Raw genomic sequence first — 15,133 nt, 5'->3', positions numbered from 1 at the left:
GCTACAGTGGAAGCAGAACGAAGCGATCCGTTCCCCATGACGGAGAGGGAGAAGCGCGATGACCGTCACACTTGAGGCCCCGGCGACGACCGCCGCGACGGCCGAGGCACGACCCGTTCCCCGGCGCTGGCTCGGGCTGTTCGCGATCCTGACCGCGACGCTGCTGAACCTGCTGGACGCCAGCATCGTGAACGTGGCGCTGCCGGTGATCCAGGCCGACATCGGCGGGTCGTACGCGGCGCTCCAGTGGATCGCGGCGAGCTACACGCTGGCGCTGGCGGCGGGGCTGCTGACCGGCGGGCGGCTGGGGGACATGTTCGGCCGCAAGCGGATGCTCATCATCGGGGCGACCGGGTTCGTGGCGGCGTCCGTGCTGTGCGCGCTGGCGTTCTCACCCGAGACGCTGATCGTCGCGCGGGTCGCCCAGGGGCTGTTCGGCGCGGTCATGATCCCGCAGAGCTTCGGGCTGATCCGGGACCTGTTCCCCGGCCCGGACCAGGCCAAGGCGTGGGGCGTGATGGGCCCGGCGATCGGGCTGGCGAGCATCCTCGGCCCGATCGTGGCCGGTCTGCTGATCAAGGCAGACCTGTTCGGCACCGACTGGCGCATGATCTTCGCGATCAACCTCCCGCTCGGCGCGTTCGCCATCGTCGCCGGTCTCAAGGCGCTGCCCTCCTCCCGCGGTGACCGGTCCGGCGGGCTGGACGTGGCCGGGGCACTGATCGGCGCCGTGGGGATGGGGCTGCTGGTCTACCCGCTGGTGCAGGGTCGCGAGCAGGGTTGGCCGGCCTGGATCTGGGCCGTTCTCGCTGGTTCGGTCGTCGTTCTCGCCGGGTTCGTGGTCCAGCAGCTGCGCCGCGGCGCGGCGGGCAAGACCCCGCTCGTCCAGCTCGGCGTGTTCGCCTACCGCTCGTACACCTCCGGCGTCGTGTTCGTCATCGCCTTCTTCATCGCGATCATCGGCTTCTCCCTGGCGCTCGGCTTCCTGCTCCAGCTCGGCCTGCACTACAGCCCGATCGGCGCCAGCGTCGCGATGGCCACCATGGCGGTGGGCGCGTTCATCGGCTCGGCCGGCGGCGGCATGCTGGCGGCGTCCCTGGGCCGCAAGATCCTGCACGTCGGGCTCGTCGTGATGACCGCGGGCATGGTCGGCGTCTACCTGGTCTTCCGGACGGCCGGCGTCGAGCTCGGCGGCTGGCACCTGGCTGCGCCTCTGCTGGTCTTCGGGATCGGGATGGGCATGATCTTCGTCCCGCTGTTCGGGATCATCATGGGCGACATCGCCGACCACGAGGTGGGCTCCGCCTCCGGCGCGCTGGAGTCCATCCAGCAGCTCGCCGCCGCCCTGGGCGTCGCGGTCCTCGGGACGGTCTTCTTCAACCGGTTCACCGTCCCCGGCGACCCCGCGGCCAACGCGCTGGCCGGAGCCGAGCAGGTCACGCTGATCGCCGCCGGGCTGGCCCTGCTCGCCATCGTGATCGGGTTCTTCCTGCCCAAGCAGGCACGCCTGGACCACTGATCCGGCCTCCGTCCGGTGATCCGGCCTCCGTCCGGGCCCGTCTCCTCCGGGAGGCGGGCCCTTCGGCGTTGGGGCCCGCGAGTGGGCCCATCGGCCCTATCCGGTGGGTCCCCGGGATTCCCTAACGTCTGGTGTGCAGCGCTGCATCGATTCGTTCGAGCACGCAGGGAGAACACCATGTTCAGACCCGACTACCTCGCCCTGGCGACGGCCTCCCTCGGGGCCGCCGTCGCGGTGGGCGGCCTGGCCCTGGCCGGGCCCGACAGAGCGTCGACGACGCTGGCCGGGGCGAAGGCGACCCCGCTGGTGACCGTCCACAACCCGAAGGCGACCTTGCAGACCGGCCTCCGGGTCACCCGCTACGACCAGGCGCGCGGGAGGCAGAGCGGCTACAAGCTGGTCACCCGCAACGGCAAGAAGATGATCGTGAAGAAGGGCAAGGACCCTGTTCCCTACGAGGTCAGGGGCCGTTGCGGCTCCTCGTGGTTCACATTCACGGCCCCGAGCGGGACGCACGCGCGGTCCTTCACCTTCCGCACCGGTTACAACGCCGTCGGGCCGGTGGCCGCATACCACTGGGAATGGCGCATCGACGGCCCCGGCAGCGTCGGCTGGGCGAACGGCCTCGGCGGAGGGGCCAAGAAGGAGTTCTCCGGCCGTCACGCCATCGCCCGGCATGGCACGTACTCGGGACTCGTCACGAACGCCTGGGTCATCCTGGACGACGGCCGGGTGTGCGGGTCGTTGCACCCCACCGATGTCCGGATCTTCTGATCCGTGCGCGCCCACCTGGGCTCACCTGCGGAACGTCCGCCGGTAGGCGGTCGGGGTGACGCCGACGGCACGGATGAAGTGATGCCGCAGGTTGGCCGCGTCACCCATGCCGGAGCGGCGCCCGACCTCCTCGACCGGCAGGTCCGTCGTCTCGAGCAGCTCCCGCGCCAGCGTGAGGCGCCGGCCTTGCAGCCAGCGCATCGGAGACATCCCCGTCGTCGCGTGGAAGCGCCGGATCAGCGAACGCGTGCTCACGCCCGCCTGCCGGGCCAGGTCGTCGATGGTGAGCCGGTGGTCGAGCCGTTCCGCCGCCCAGTCGAGAAGCTCGGCAAGGCCGTCCGCCCGCGCCGGCATCGGCTCCGCCACGAACTGCGCCTGGCCGCCCGACCGGTGCGGCGGCGTGACCATCCGCCGCGCCAGCTCGTTCGCCGCCCGTGAGCCGAAGTCCGTCCGTACGACATGCAGGCACAGATCGATGGCGGCGCTGCGTCCGGCACTGGTGAGGATGTCGCCCTCGTCCACGTACAGCACGCTGGGCTCCACCCGGACCTGGGGAAACCGTTCGGCCAGCACATCCGTGTACATCCAGTGCGTGGTGGCCGCATGCCCGTCCAGCACCCCGGCCTCCGCCAGAGCGAACGCGCCCGTGCACAACGAGACGATCCGCGCGCCGTCCGCCCGGGCGACGCGGAGCGCCTCGACCAGGCGCGGATCGGGTCCAGGACCCGTCAGCGGATAACCGTTCGGCAGCGCGGGGACCACGACTGTGTCCGCGCCCGCGAGCGCTGCCAGGTCGTACGGCGTGTCGGGCCGCATCCCGTTCTGGGTGCGCGTCCTGCCGACGTCGGTCACGCACAGGCGGAAGTCGTACCAGGGATCGGCGAGGTCGTCGCGGTAGGTCCCGAACACCTCGCAGGCGATGCCGACCTCGAAGTCGGGCACGTTGTCGCTGACGACCAGCGCCACGGAGATGCCCACGTGGCAATTTTTCCACGAAGATGGGCAATCTTGCCACTCGTGCAGGCTCCGTCGCCCGCGAGACCCTCAGCCCGTGGACCTCACCGTGATCGAGTTGCGCCAGTACACCCTCCACCCCGGCCGCCGGGACGAGCTCATCGAGCTGTTCGAACGAGAGCTCGTCGAGCCCCAGGAAGCCGTGGGCATGACCATCCTCGGCACCTTCCGGGACCTCGACGACCCCGACCGCTTCGTCTGGCTGCGCGGCTTCCGCGACATGCCCACCCGCAAGAAGGCCCTGACGGCGTTCTACGGCGGCCCCGTCTGGGCGGAGCACGGCCCGAAGGCCAATGCCACCATGGTCGACTCGTCCAACGCCCGCCTGCTCCACCCGTCACATTGGTCAGTCCCCAACACGCCAAGCCACTGTGTGACCGCCGAGCTGACAACCGGCCGGGTGACCGACAACACAGCGCTGGCCGTCCTGACACCCCTGAACGTCGAGAACGACTTCCCGCGCCTCCCCGTCCGCACCGACCCGATCACCGTGGTCCTGCGCCGCGACCCCGACCCGCAGCCCGCTCCCGGCCTCCTCCGCCTGGCCCCGACCGCCCGTTCCCGGATCAGCTGAGTGCGCCGCGACTCATCAGCCCCTGCGCGTAGCATTCCGGGGCATGCTTGGAGTGCACTTCGCCATCACCGCCGACCAGGAGCGACTCCTGCTCGCGGCGGACGATGAGGACGGCGCGGGGATCGGAGAAATCCTCGAAGACATCGAAGAGAACTGGGACGACGACCTTCTCTCGGTGTCCACCGACAAGGCGTGGGATGCGATGCACCGCTGCCTCAGCGACGGGACTCTCGACCCCGACGGCGGCGAGTATCCATTGTCGTACGCCGTCCTCGGCGGCCGGCATCTGCACGAGGAGTACTACGTCGTCTACCTCACCGCAGCGGAGGTACGCGACGTGGCCGAGGCGCTGAGCCGGGTGGATGAGGCGTGGCTGCGACAGCGGTTCAACGCCATGGACGATGTCGACTACGGCGGGGCGCACGACGACGAGGGCTTCGAGTACGTGTGGGGAAATTTCGTGGACGTGCGGGCGTTCTACGAGCGGGCGGCCAAAGCCGGACGTCCGGTCATCTTCACGGCGACCTGACCCCGCTACCGTCTGATGAGCAGGGCGGTCACGTTGTCGTGGCCGCCGGCGTCGAGGGCGTACGCGACCAAGTTCTGCGCGTCTTCCAGGGGGTCGCCCTTGAGTCGGGCCTGCAATGAGCTGGCGTCGCTCAGGTAGCGCCACAGTCCGTCGGTGCACAGGAGCAGGGAGCCTGGGCTTTGCGGGCGGTAGCTGCGGCCTTGCGGCGCTGTCTCGCCGGCGTCGGCTCCCAGCCAGGCCGCTAGCGCCTCGTGTTCGCCGATGTCGTCCTCGGTCAGCGCCATACCGGGTCCTTCGTCCGGTAGCCAGTACGCGCGGCTGTCTCCGACCCAGCCGACCCAGATGCCGTCAGGGCCGACGAGGCCCGCGACGTATGTGCACGCCGGAGCGGCGTTCACTGAGGTGGCCAAGGCGGTGACCGCTCGGCCTGCGCGGATGGCGGCCACTTCGTGTGCGACTTCGGGCAGGGCTCCTGATCTCAGTTGCGCGTCGAGGGCCGCCGCTCCGGTTTCGGCTGCGACCTGGGCGGCTCGTTCGGCGCGAGGGGACATGGAGACGCCGTCGCAGACGACTCCGATCGTCCATGCCGCGCTGGTGGCCAGGGTGAGGGCGTCGGCGTTGATCTGGCGGCGATGGCCGCGATCGCTGACACCGGCGCCTGGGCCGAGGGTGTGCTCCATGTGCGCGCGGAAGGCCGGTTGTGTTTCGCCGCAGTCCCAGCAGTGCCCGTCCGGCGCGACGGTTCCGCCGCACGCTGCGCAGGGGGTCATGACGGGATCGTAGGGCGCCAGCCGCGTTCTACCGAGCGGCGGCACTGGTCCGGGTCGTCGCCTGCGCTGGTGAAGAGGGCGGTGAGGAGTGGGGTGCCGTGGGCCAGGGCCTCGTGGGGGAGGGGGCCTGTGACCACCAGTGAGGCCAGGCCGTGGCCGATGGTCCAGCTTTGAGTGGCCAGTTCGAGGGGGGCGACGTCCGGGCGGAGGCGGCCGGTGGTCTTGGCTCGTTCGACCGTGCGGACGAGGTGGTGCAGGGTCGCGTCGGCGGCTGCGGCGTCCTCCAGTTCGAAACCGGCGTCGAACATGATCCGGTAGAGGTCGGGGCTGGCCAGGGCGTTGGAGAGGTAGGCGGCGCCGAGGGCGGCCAGGTCATGGATTGGATCTGGCGTCGGGGAGACCGTGTCCAACTGGGCGGCCAGGCGGGTGAATCCCTCTTGGCGCATCGCCTTCCACAGGCCGTCCATGCCGCCGAAGTAGGTGTACACGGCCATGGTGGAGACGCCCGTACCGGCGACGAGGGAACGGAGGGTGATCGGCTGGCGGGTGCTGAGCATGTGCGCGGCACGGTCGATCAGCAGGGAACGGATCGCCGGATCTTTCGTCCTCACCATGGCGCCACAATACATAGCGTTGCTATGTTTTGAGTCATGACCGTGAAACTGATCAATCCGGATGGGCTTCCCAAGCCCGATGTCTACCGTCAGATGTCGGTTGCCAGCGGGACGAAGCTGGTCTTCCTCGCGGGCCAGGTGGCCCGCGACGCTGAGGGACGGCGGGTGGGTGAGGGGGATCTCGCCGCCCAGGTCGAGCAGGCGTACGTCAATATCGCGACCGCGCTGGCCGAGGTCGGCGGGTCCTTCGATGACGTGGCGAAGCTGACCGTCTATGTCGTGGACTGGACGCCCGACAAGATGCCGCAGCTCGGAGAGGGGGTCGGCCGGGCGGCTGAGAAGTTGGGGATCGACCCGGTCAAGCCGATCACTTTGCTGGGCGTCGCGGCACTCGGTGAGCCTGATCTTCTTGTCGAGGTCGAGGCCACCGCCGTGCTCGACTAGGTTCGTCAGCCGAGGCGGAGGGCCAGGAAGAAGTCCACCCGGTCCTCCAGGCGGGAGAGATTGCGGCCGGTCAGCTCCTCGATGCGCTGGATGCGGTAGCGCACGGAGTTGACGTGGAGGTGGAGCTGCTCGGCGCACCGCGTCCATGATCCGGAGTTCTGGAGGAACGTCTCCAGGGTGCGGATGAGGTCGGCCTTGTGCTCCTCGTCGTAGGTGCGGAGGGGGTCGAGGAGGCGGACCCGGAACATGTGCCGTACGTCGTCAGGGACGCTCGCCAGGAGCAGGACGTGGGTCGCCAGCTCGTCATGGCCGACGACGCAGACCGGGTCGGTGCGGCCCGCGGCGAGCCGGCGGGCGTAGCGGGCCTCTTCGACGGCGCCGCGGAGCTCGCCGGCGGCCACCACGTCGCTCACTCCGACGGCCAGCCCGCTGTCGGTGAGGCCGGGCGCGAGGGTCTGGAGGACGCGGTGGATGCCGCCCGCGACGTCGTGCTCGGCCGGAACGGGGAGCAGGGCGATCACCTCCTCGTCCAGGAGGCCGACCACCGGCCGCGGCGGAGCCGCTCCGGAGGGTCCCCCCTCCGGCGGTGCGGTGCGGGGGCCGGGGAGGATCTCGCCCAGCAGGGTCCGGAGCTCGCCCGGGCGCAGGTTGCCGCGGGCGGTGGCGGCGACGGCCACGAAGGACGACAGGACGTCCAGGCCGCTGAGTTCGAGGCGGGGCAGGATCTCGTCCGTTCCCGCCGCCGCGACGATCAGGCGGACGAGCTCCTGAGCCAGGCGTCCCTCGACGCTGAGCCGGTCGTCGGAACGGACACGTTCGAGCGCCACGATCGCGGCCAGCTCGCCGGTCAGGGCGCGGCGCTCGGGGGGCCATTCCTCCCAGTCGCCCTCGCACACGATGAACCAGTCGGCCACGCGGGAGGTGGTGTCGGCGGCCACCGGGAAGATCGACAGGTCGGGGGTGCGGAGCCGGTGCGGCAGCCGGGGCGCGGTCAGGAAGACACGGGCCACCCCGGCCGGGTCGATGTCGTCGGGGAGCGGGTGCGAGCCCGCCACGACGCGGCCGGTGGGAGTCACCACCCAGCAGTGCATGCCCAGGTCACGGCCGACGAGTTCGAGGACGGACCCGAGCCCGGCGCCCTCGGTGGCGCCCGCGACGAGACGGCGGTGCCGGTCCAGCACGGCGGTCAGGTCGGCGGCGCGGGCGGTGGACAGGTGCCGGACCACCTCCTCGGTGACCGTGGCGAAAGCGACGTCCTCCGGAACGCGGAAGAGCGGCAGCCGGTGCTTGCGGCAGGCCTCGATGAGGTCGTCGGGGATCGTTCCCGCGTCGGCGTCCCAGGCGGCCAGCGCGGAGACCCCCGCCTTGGCCAGCGACTGGACGAAGATCTCCGAGTCCGCCGGGCCGGACCGCCAGACGAGCCCGCTGAGCACCAGCTCGCGGCCGCTCAGATAGCGGCTCGGGTCGAGCATGTCGGTGGTGACCACCCACCGGATCACCCGGTCGAGCTGGTCTTCCCCCGTGACGACCGCCAGCCGCAGGTCCGGCATGTCGAGCAAGGTCCGCAGCCTCATGATCGCCCCCCTTCGTCGCCCTCCGGAACCGGCGCCACCGCCGGGTGAGGTTAACCCATTGTTCAGCGAGGTCCTCGGCATGATCTTCGCCAGGGCCCCCCGGCCCGCGGGCATCCGGCGCCTCGCTTGGAGCAACGCACGAAAAGTTTCCGGTGAGCGCGGTCACACTTCGGACTTCCTGTCTCTTCACCTTCCCCGGGTCGGCTGTGTGTACTTCAGGACAACCCACCTATGAGGAGGCGGAAAGTGCCGGTGACGACAGGAGCGCGCCAGAACCTGGAACGGTTCAACGTGCTGCCGGTGGCGGACGCCGAGTCCGAGCTGCTCACCTGCTGCGCCTCGCGCCGCTGGGCGGCGGCGGTCGCAGGCGGGCGGCCCTTCGGCGACCCGGCCGCGCTGCTGGCGGCCGCGGCCAGGGAACTGGCGGGCCTGGACTGGCAGGACGTCCTGGAGGCGCTGGAGGCCCATCCGCGGATCGGTGAACGGGTGGCCGGGCAGGACCGAGAGTCCGCCTGGTCGCGCGGCGAGCAGTCGGGCATGGACGCCGCGGCCGCCGAGCTGCGCGCCGCGATGATCGAGGGCAACCGGGCGTACGAGGCGCGCTTCGATCATGTCTTCCTCATCTGCGCGACCGGCCGCAGCGCCGCCGAGATGCTCGGACGGCTCCAGGCCCGGCTCGGGAACGACGAGGACACCGAGCGGGCCGTGGTGCGCGACGAGCTGGCCAAGATCGTCGAGCTGCGGCTCACCAAGCTCCTGAACGAGCCCCGCCCCGCCAAAGACGACGCCGGGCTCGCCGAGACCACGGGGGACGCCGTATGAGCCTCTCGACCCACGTGCTCGACGCGGCGCAGGGGAGGCCCGCGCCCGACCTGGCCGTACGGCTGGAGGAGCGGGACGCGGCCGGCGCCTGGACGCCGGTCGCCGAACGCCGCACCGACGCCGACGGGCGGATCAAGGACTGGGGCCGGGCGCCGGGCGCCGGGACCTACCGGCTGACGTTCGACACCGCGGGGCTCTCCGACTTCTTCCCCGAGATCACAGTGACCTTCACGATCACCGACCCGGCGCGGCACCACCATGTGCCGCTGCTGCTCAGCCCGTTCGCCTACTCGACCTACCGAGGGAGCTAGACCAGATGGCCATCGTTCTCGGGCCCAACCGCTACGGCAAGGCGGAGACCCGCGTCGTCCGTGTCGTCCGCGAGGGCGGTACGCACCACATCAAGGACATCAATGTCAGCTCCGCGCTGTCGGGCGACATGGAGGCGGTCCATCTGACCGGCGACAACGCCAACGTGCTGCCGACCGACACGCAGAAGAACACCGCGTACGCCTTCGCCAAGAAGTACGGCGTCGACGAGATCGAGGACTTCGCGCTCCTTCTCGCCCGCCACTTCGTGGACTCCCAGCCCGCGATCCACCACGCCCGCGTGGAGATCGAGGAGTACTTCTGGGACCGCATCCCGGTGGCGGAGGGGCCGGATCTCGGCCTGCGCGACGAGCAGCACTCCTTCGTGCGCAGCGGCCGTGAGGTCCGCACCTGCGTCGTGCACTACGACCAGGACGGGGGCACCTCCGTCGTCTCCGGCCTGAAGGACCTGGTCGTGCTCAACTCAACGGGCAGTGAATTCCACGGCTACATCGAGGACGAGTACACGACCCTCAAGCCGACCAGCGACCGGATCCTCGCCACCGAGGTCTCCGCCCAGTGGCGGCATCGCGGCGACGACTCCTCGTCCGGACGTTCCGGCACCGGCTCGTTTGGACGTTCCTACACCGAGGCCCGCCAGGCGCTGCTCGACGCGTTCGCCGATACCCACAGTCTCTCCCTCCAGCAGACCCTCTACGAGATGGGCCGCCGGGTGCTGAACGCCCGCAAGGAGATCTGCGAGGTGCGCATGGCCATGCCCAACAAGCACCACTTCCTCGTGGACCTGGAGCCCTTCGGCATGGACAACGACAACGAGGTCTTCTTCGCCGCGGACCGCCCGTACGGCCTGATCGAGGGTTCCGTGCTCACCGACGACGCACCCGACGCCGGGTACGCCTGGAACTGAGTGATTCTGGGGATTGGGGGATTGTAGAGACATGGACTTCTTGCGCCCTACGACCTGGGCGGACGCCCTGGCCGCCAAGGCTGAGCAGCCGGACGCCCTGCCCATCGCGGGCGGTACGGACGTCATGGTGGAGATCAACTTTGACCTCCACCGCCCGCCGGCGCTCCTGGATCTCAACCCGATCAAGGAGCTGGCGACCTACGACACCGCCGAAGCCCCTGTTCTTTCGAGGGGGGACGACCCCCCGCACCCCCCGGTAAAGAGTGGGTGGCTCCGGATCGGCGCGTCCGTCCCGTACACCCGGCTGATCAACGAGCTGGGCGACGCACTGCCGGGCCTGGCCCAGGCGTCCCGCACGGTCGGCTCGCCGCAGATCCGCAACCGCGGCTCGGTCGGCGGCAACCTCGGCGCCGCCTCGCCCGCCGGGGACAGCCACCCGCCGCTGCTGGCGGGGAACGCGGTCATCGAGGTCGAGTCCGCCGCGCGCGGCGTCCGCATGATCCCGGCGACCGAGTTCTACCTCGGCGTCAAGCGCAACGCCCTGGAGCCGGACGAGCTGATCCGCGCGTTCTGGACGGCTCCCGCGACCGGCGCCCAGTACTTCTCCAAGATCGGCACCCGGAACGCGATGGTCATCGCGGTCTGCTCGTTCGCGATCGCCCTCCATCCGGAGGAGCGCCGCGTGGGCACCGGGGTCGGCTCGGCCGCGCCGACCCCGCGCCGAGCCACCGCCGCCGAGGAGTTCCTGTCGAACGAGCTGGACTGGGACGGCCGTACGCCGTTCAGCGTCTCGGCCGCGCAGCGCTTCGGCGAGCTCGTCAAGGAGGCGGCGTCGCCGATCGACGACGTGCGAGGCACCGCCGACTACCGCAAGCACGCCCTGTCCGTCATGGCTCGGCGGACGCTGACCTGGGCCTGGAACGACTACCGGGCCAACAAGATCGCAGGAAGGGAGGCCTCCTGATGCGCGTCAACCTCACCGTGAACGGTGCCAAGGAGACCGTGGACGACGTGTGGGAAGGCGAGAGCCTGCTTTACATGCTGCGGGAGCGGATGGGCCTCCCGGGTTCCAAGAACGCCTGTGAGCAGGGCGAATGCGGCTCCTGCACGGTCTATCTCGACGGCGTTCCGGCCTGTTCGTGCCTGGTCGCGGCCGGTCAGGTCGAGGGCCGCGAGGTCGTCACCGTCGAGGGGCTGGCCAAGGGGTCCAGCGGCGTCGACGAGCAGCTCGACCCGGTGCAGGAGGCGTTCGTCGAGGCGGGCGCGGTCCAGTGCGGATTCTGCACGCCGGGCCTCATCGTCCAGTCGCACGACCTGATCGAGCGGGTCCCTGACCCCAGCGACGCCGAGATCCGCGAGGCGCTCGCCGGCAACCTGTGCCGCTGCACGGGCTACGAGAAGATCCTCGACGCCGTGCGGCTCGCGGCGTCGCGCAAGGCAGAGGCGGCCGCCCGGTGAGTAAGACGATCATTGAGAACGCGTACGTCGTCACGGTGACCGGCGAGGAGCACCCCGCCGGCCACATCGTGATCGACGGCAACACGATCACGGCCGTCGGCCCCGGCCCGGCCCCCGATACCGAAGGCGCCGTCGAACGGATCGACGCGCGCGGCTGCATGGCGACACCCGGCCTGGTCAACACGCACCACCACCTCTACCAGTGGGCGAGCCAGGGCCTGGCCAAGGACAACACGCTCTTCGAGTGGCTGGTGGCCCTCTACAAGCCGTGGTCGAAGATGGACGCCGAGGTCGTCCGCGGCGCCGCGAGCGCCGGGCTCGGCTGGCTGCTCAAGTCGGGCACCACCACCTCGACCGATCACCACTACGTCTTCCCCAGCGGGCGGGGCGACCTGTTCGCCGCCGAGATCGAGGCGGCCGCCGAGCTGGGCGTGCGCTTCCACCCGTGTCGCGGGTCCATGGACCGTGGCCAGTCCGACGGCGGGCTGCCGCCGGACGAGGTGGTCGAGGACCTGGCGACGATCCTGGCCGAGACCGAGGCCGCGATCGACCGCTACCACGACGACTCGTTCGGCTCGATGCTGCGGATCGCGGTGGCGCCGTGCTCGCCGTTCTCCGTCAGCAGGGAACTGCTGGTCCAGTCGGCCGAGCTGGCGCGGGCCAAGGGCGTGCGCCTGCACACCCACCTGTGCGAGACGCTCGACGAGGAGGAGCACTGCGTCGCGCAGTTCGGCATGTCCCCGGTCGACTACATGGAGACCGTGGGGTGGCTGGGCGACGACGTCTGGTACGCCCACGCGGTCCACCTCCAGGACGCCGACATCAAGAAGATGGCCGCGACCGGCACGGGAGCGGCGCACTGCCCCAGCTCCAACGCCCGCCTCGGGGCCGGCATCGCCCGGGTCGCCGACATGCTCGCGGCCGGCGTCCCGGTCGGGCTCGGCGTCGACGGCGCCGCGTCCGCCGAGATGGTGCCGCTGGCCGGCGAGGTCAGGCAGGCCATGTACATGCAGCGTGCCCGGTACGGCCCGACCGCGCTCACCGCGCGCCAGGCCCTCGCCATCGGCACCATCGGCGGCGCGAGGGTGCTGGGCCGGGACGCCGAGATCGGCTCGCTGGAGCCCGGCAAGCTCGCCGACATCGCACTGTGGCGGGTGGACGGCTTCTACGCGGCGATCGACGATCCGGTGACGGCGTTCGCCTACGGGCAGACCCCGCCGCTGGACCGGCTGATCGTGAACGGGCGGACCGTCGTCCGCGACGACGTGCTGGTCAGTGTCCCGCAGGACGAGGTCGCCCGCCGTGGTGCCGACGCCCACCGCCGTCTCATGAAGCTCGCGGAGGAGGTTCTCTGATGACATCCCCTGTGAAGTCGCCCGGCCCAGTGAAACCGAACGGCCCTGTGAGATCACCCGGCCACGTGGCGGCGCCAGGCATGGGCGGGGTGGGCGACAGCCCGCTGCGGCCCGACGGCACGCTCAAGGTCTCCGGCGAGTTCGCGTACGCGTCGGACCTGTGGATCGACGGGATGTTGTGGGGCGCGACGCTGCGCAGCCCGCATCCCCGCGCCAAGATCCTCTCGATCGATCTCGGTCCCGCGCTGGCGATGGCCGGCGTCCACGCCGTCCTCACGCACGAGGACGTGCCGGGCCGCAAGCTGTACGGGCTCGACCACACCGAGGACCAGCCCGTGCTGGCCATCGGCGAGGTCCGCCACCAGGGCGAGCCGATCGCGCTCGTCGCCGCCGACCATCCCGAGATCGCCCGCCGCGCGATGGAGAAGATCGCCGTCGAGTGGGAAGTGCTGGAGCCGATCACCGACGCCCGGGCCGTGATCGCCGAGCCGGACCGGTACAGGGTGCAGGAGCGCGGCGGCATCGCTCGCCACCAGCCCGTACGGGTCGGCGACGTGGACCGGGCCAAGGCCGAGGCGGCCGTGGTGGTGTCGAGCGACTACAGCGTCGGCATCCAGGACCAGGCGTTCCTCGGCCCGGAGTCCGGCCTGGCCGTGCCCGCTGAGGACGGCGGGCTCGACCTGTACGTGTCGACCCAGTGGATGCACAACGACCTCAAGCAGATCGCGCCCTGCCTGGGGCTGGCCGAGGACCAGATCCGGATGACGCTGGCCGGCGTCGGCGGCGCGTTCGGCGGCCGCGAGGACCTGTCGATGCAGATCCACGCGGGCATGCTCGCGCTCTACACCGGCAAGCCGGTCAAGATGTCCTACAACCGGTACGAGTCGTTCTTCGGCCACGTGCACCGCCACCCGGCGGAGATGCGGTACGAGTTCGGCGCGACGGCCGAGGGCAGGCTGCTGTACGCCGACGTCGAGATCATCCTCGACGGCGGCGCGTACACCTCGGCCACGCTCAACGTCACCGGCAACGCCGCCTCCCTCGGCGTCGGTCCGTACGAGATCCCCAACATCAAGATCGACGCGTGGGGCGTCTACACCAACAACCCGCCGTGCGGCGCGATGCGCGGCTTCGGCGCGGTCCAGGCGTGCTTCGCGTACGAGTCGATGATGGACAAGCTGGCCGAGGCCTGCGGGATCAGCCCCGTCCGGGTCCGGCAGATCAACGCCGTCAGCCAGGGTTCGAAGCTCGCGACGGGCCAGATCATCGACTCGCCCGCGCCGCTGGCGGAGATGCTGGAGCGGCTCGAGGCGATGCCGATGCCCGCCCCGCTCGGCGCCGGGCCCGACGGCGAGATCGACATCCGTGCCCTGCCCGGTGGCGTGTCCCAGACCACGCACGGCGAAGGCGTCGTGCGCGGCGTCGGCTACGGCGTCGGCATCAAGAACATCTGCTTCTCCGAAGCCTTCGACGACTACTCCACGGCCCGCGTGCGCCTGGAGGTCATCGGCGGCGAGCCCACCGCACTCGTCCACACGGCGGCGGCCGAGGTCGGCCAGGGCCTGGTCACGCTGCAGGCGCAGATCGCCCGGACCGAGCTGGGCGTCCAGCGGGTCACCATCCATCCGGCTGACAACCAGGTCGGCGACGCCGGCTCGTCCAGCGCCTCGCGCCAGTCGTACATGACCGGCGGCGCGGTCAAGACCGCCTGCGAGGCGGTCCGCGCCGAGCTGCTGGCGATGGCGGAACGCAAGCTCGGCAGGGCCTTCCCGGGAATCACGCAGGGCGAACTGAACGTGGTCGGCGGCAAGATCATGTCGCGGACGGAGGGCGTCATCGCCTCCATCGAGGAGATCCTCGGCGACGACGTGATCGAGGAGACCCGCGAGTTCCACCACCATCCGACCAGCCGCATGGATCCGGTGACCGGCCAGGGTGACAGCCACACCCAGCTCGCGCTGTGCGTGCACCGCGCGGTGGTGGACGTGGACGTGGACCTCGGCCTGGTCAAGGTGGTCGAGATGGCCGCAGTGCAGGACGTCGGCAAGATCCTCAACCTGCTGTCCCTGGAGGGGCAGATCCACGGTGGCTCCGCCCAGGGCCTCGGCCTGGCGGTGATGGAGGAGATCGTCGTCTCCGGCGGCCTGGTCCGCAACCCGTCCTTCACCGACTACCTCATCCCGACCATCCTCGACATGCCGCCGATGCGGCTGGACATCCTCGAGAATCCCGACCCCAAGGCCCCATACGGGCTGCGGGGAGCCGGAGAGCCACCCACGCTCTCCTCCACCCCGGCGATCGTTGCGGCCATCCGCGACGCCACCGGCAGAGCACTGACCCGAGTGCCGGTTCGACCGGAGCACATCATCCGCGGCTGACGGACGCACAGCAGCCGAGGCTCCGGTTCAGCAGTTGATCAACAGGGGCAGCCCCGTGCCGTGAAACCTGG

General features: G+C 70.5%; 16 protein-coding genes. 12 read left to right on the top strand and 4 right to left on the bottom strand.

Going from position 1 to position 15,133, the window contains the following annotated elements; genetic code table 11:
* The first annotated feature begins 58 nt into the window (after window positions 1–58).
* Both F8566_RS34550 and F8566_RS34545 read left to right on the top strand, forming a co-directional pair.
* Window positions 59–1,519, top strand: a complete 1,461-nt coding sequence (locus F8566_RS34550; protein ID WP_151566076.1) for an MFS transporter — start codon at window positions 59–61, stop codon at window positions 1,517–1,519.
* A 177-nt stretch (window positions 1,520–1,696) separates the two neighbouring features.
* On the top strand, window positions 1,697–2,293 hold the full coding sequence (locus F8566_RS34545) for a hypothetical protein (protein ID WP_151566075.1): 597 nt from the start codon (window positions 1,697–1,699) through the stop codon (window positions 2,291–2,293).
* A gap of 21 nt (window positions 2,294–2,314) precedes the next feature.
* Here F8566_RS34545 and F8566_RS34540 read toward each other — a convergent pair whose 3' ends face one another.
* Complete coding sequence (locus F8566_RS34540; protein WP_449693129.1) at window positions 2,315–3,259, bottom strand: helix-turn-helix domain-containing protein; 945 nt, start codon at window positions 3,257–3,259, stop codon at window positions 2,315–2,317.
* 85 nt (window positions 3,260–3,344) lie between these two features.
* On the opposite strand from F8566_RS34540, the gene F8566_RS34535 reads away from it, so the two are divergent.
* Window positions 3,345–3,881: an NIPSNAP family protein gene (locus F8566_RS34535; protein WP_225993767.1), complete on the top strand. Its 537-nt coding sequence runs from the start codon at window positions 3,345–3,347 to the stop codon at window positions 3,879–3,881.
* Window positions 3,882–3,924: 43 nt separating this feature from the next.
* Window positions 3,925–4,410, top strand: a complete 486-nt coding sequence (locus F8566_RS34530) for a YfbM family protein (protein WP_151566073.1) — start codon at window positions 3,925–3,927, stop codon at window positions 4,408–4,410.
* Between the two features lie 5 nt (window positions 4,411–4,415).
* On the opposite strand, the gene F8566_RS34525 is transcribed toward F8566_RS34530, so the two are convergent.
* Window positions 4,416–5,180: a PP2C family protein-serine/threonine phosphatase gene (locus tag F8566_RS34525; RefSeq protein ID WP_225993766.1), complete on the bottom strand. Its 765-nt coding sequence runs from the start codon at window positions 5,178–5,180 to the stop codon at window positions 4,416–4,418.
* Window positions 5,177–5,794 carry a TetR/AcrR family transcriptional regulator gene (locus tag F8566_RS34520; RefSeq protein WP_151566072.1) on the bottom strand — a complete coding sequence of 206 codons (618 nt, stop codon included), beginning with the start codon at window positions 5,792–5,794 and terminating at the stop codon, window positions 5,177–5,179. Before F8566_RS34520 ends, F8566_RS34525 begins: the two co-directional genes overlap by 4 nt.
* A 36-nt stretch (window positions 5,795–5,830) precedes the next feature.
* On the opposite strand from F8566_RS34520, the gene F8566_RS34515 reads away from it, so the two are divergent.
* A complete protein-coding gene (locus tag F8566_RS34515) occupies window positions 5,831–6,238 on the top strand; it encodes a RidA family protein (RefSeq protein ID WP_151566071.1) in 408 nt (135 codons plus the stop codon).
* A 5-nt stretch (window positions 6,239–6,243) separates the two neighbouring features.
* On the opposite strand, the gene F8566_RS34510 is transcribed toward F8566_RS34515, so the two are convergent.
* The gene (locus F8566_RS34510) at window positions 6,244–7,812 is read right to left on the bottom strand and encodes a PucR family transcriptional regulator (RefSeq protein WP_151566070.1); all 1,569 of its coding nucleotides are present in this window, start codon (window positions 7,810–7,812) and stop codon (window positions 6,244–6,246) included.
* Between the two features lie 246 nt (window positions 7,813–8,058).
* On the opposite strand from F8566_RS34510, the gene uraD reads away from it, so the two are divergent.
* From uraD to F8566_RS34475, 7 genes are all read left to right on the top strand, one after another.
* Entirely contained in the window at window positions 8,059–8,634 is a 576-nt protein-coding gene (gene uraD / locus F8566_RS34505) for a 2-oxo-4-hydroxy-4-carboxy-5-ureidoimidazoline decarboxylase (RefSeq protein WP_225993765.1), read from the top strand.
* The gene (gene uraH, locus F8566_RS34500) at window positions 8,631–8,945 is read left to right on the top strand and encodes a hydroxyisourate hydrolase (protein WP_151566068.1); all 315 of its coding nucleotides are present in this window, start codon (window positions 8,631–8,633) and stop codon (window positions 8,943–8,945) included. Before uraD ends, uraH begins: the two co-directional genes overlap by 4 nt.
* A 5-nt stretch (window positions 8,946–8,950) precedes the next feature.
* Window positions 8,951–9,871: a factor-independent urate hydroxylase gene (pucL, locus tag F8566_RS34495; RefSeq protein WP_151566067.1), complete on the top strand. Its 921-nt coding sequence runs from the start codon at window positions 8,951–8,953 to the stop codon at window positions 9,869–9,871.
* 31 nt (window positions 9,872–9,902) lie between these two features.
* On the top strand, window positions 9,903–10,835 hold the full coding sequence (locus F8566_RS34490; protein WP_151566066.1) for an FAD binding domain-containing protein: 933 nt from the start codon (window positions 9,903–9,905) through the stop codon (window positions 10,833–10,835).
* Window positions 10,835–11,329 carry a (2Fe-2S)-binding protein gene (locus tag F8566_RS34485; protein ID WP_151566065.1) on the top strand — a complete coding sequence of 165 codons (495 nt, stop codon included), beginning with the start codon at window positions 10,835–10,837 and terminating at the stop codon, window positions 11,327–11,329. Before F8566_RS34490 ends, F8566_RS34485 begins: the two co-directional genes overlap by 1 nt.
* Complete coding sequence (locus tag F8566_RS34480; protein ID WP_225993764.1) at window positions 11,326–12,684, top strand: 8-oxoguanine deaminase; 1,359 nt, start codon at window positions 11,326–11,328, stop codon at window positions 12,682–12,684. Before F8566_RS34485 ends, F8566_RS34480 begins: the two co-directional genes overlap by 4 nt.
* Before the next feature lie 80 nt (window positions 12,685–12,764).
* Window positions 12,765–15,062: a xanthine dehydrogenase family protein molybdopterin-binding subunit gene (locus tag F8566_RS34475; protein ID WP_225993796.1), complete on the top strand. Its 2,298-nt coding sequence runs from the start codon at window positions 12,765–12,767 to the stop codon at window positions 15,060–15,062.
* Window positions 15,063–15,133: the final 71 nt, after the last annotated feature.

The sequence above is a fragment of the Actinomadura rudentiformis genome (assembly GCF_008923185.1).
GTDB classification, from domain to species: domain Bacteria; phylum Actinomycetota; class Actinomycetes; order Streptosporangiales; family Streptosporangiaceae; genus Spirillospora; species Spirillospora rudentiformis.
The sequence above is the reverse complement of the archived record's forward strand: the minus strand, read 5'-3'. Positions and strand labels throughout refer to the sequence as shown.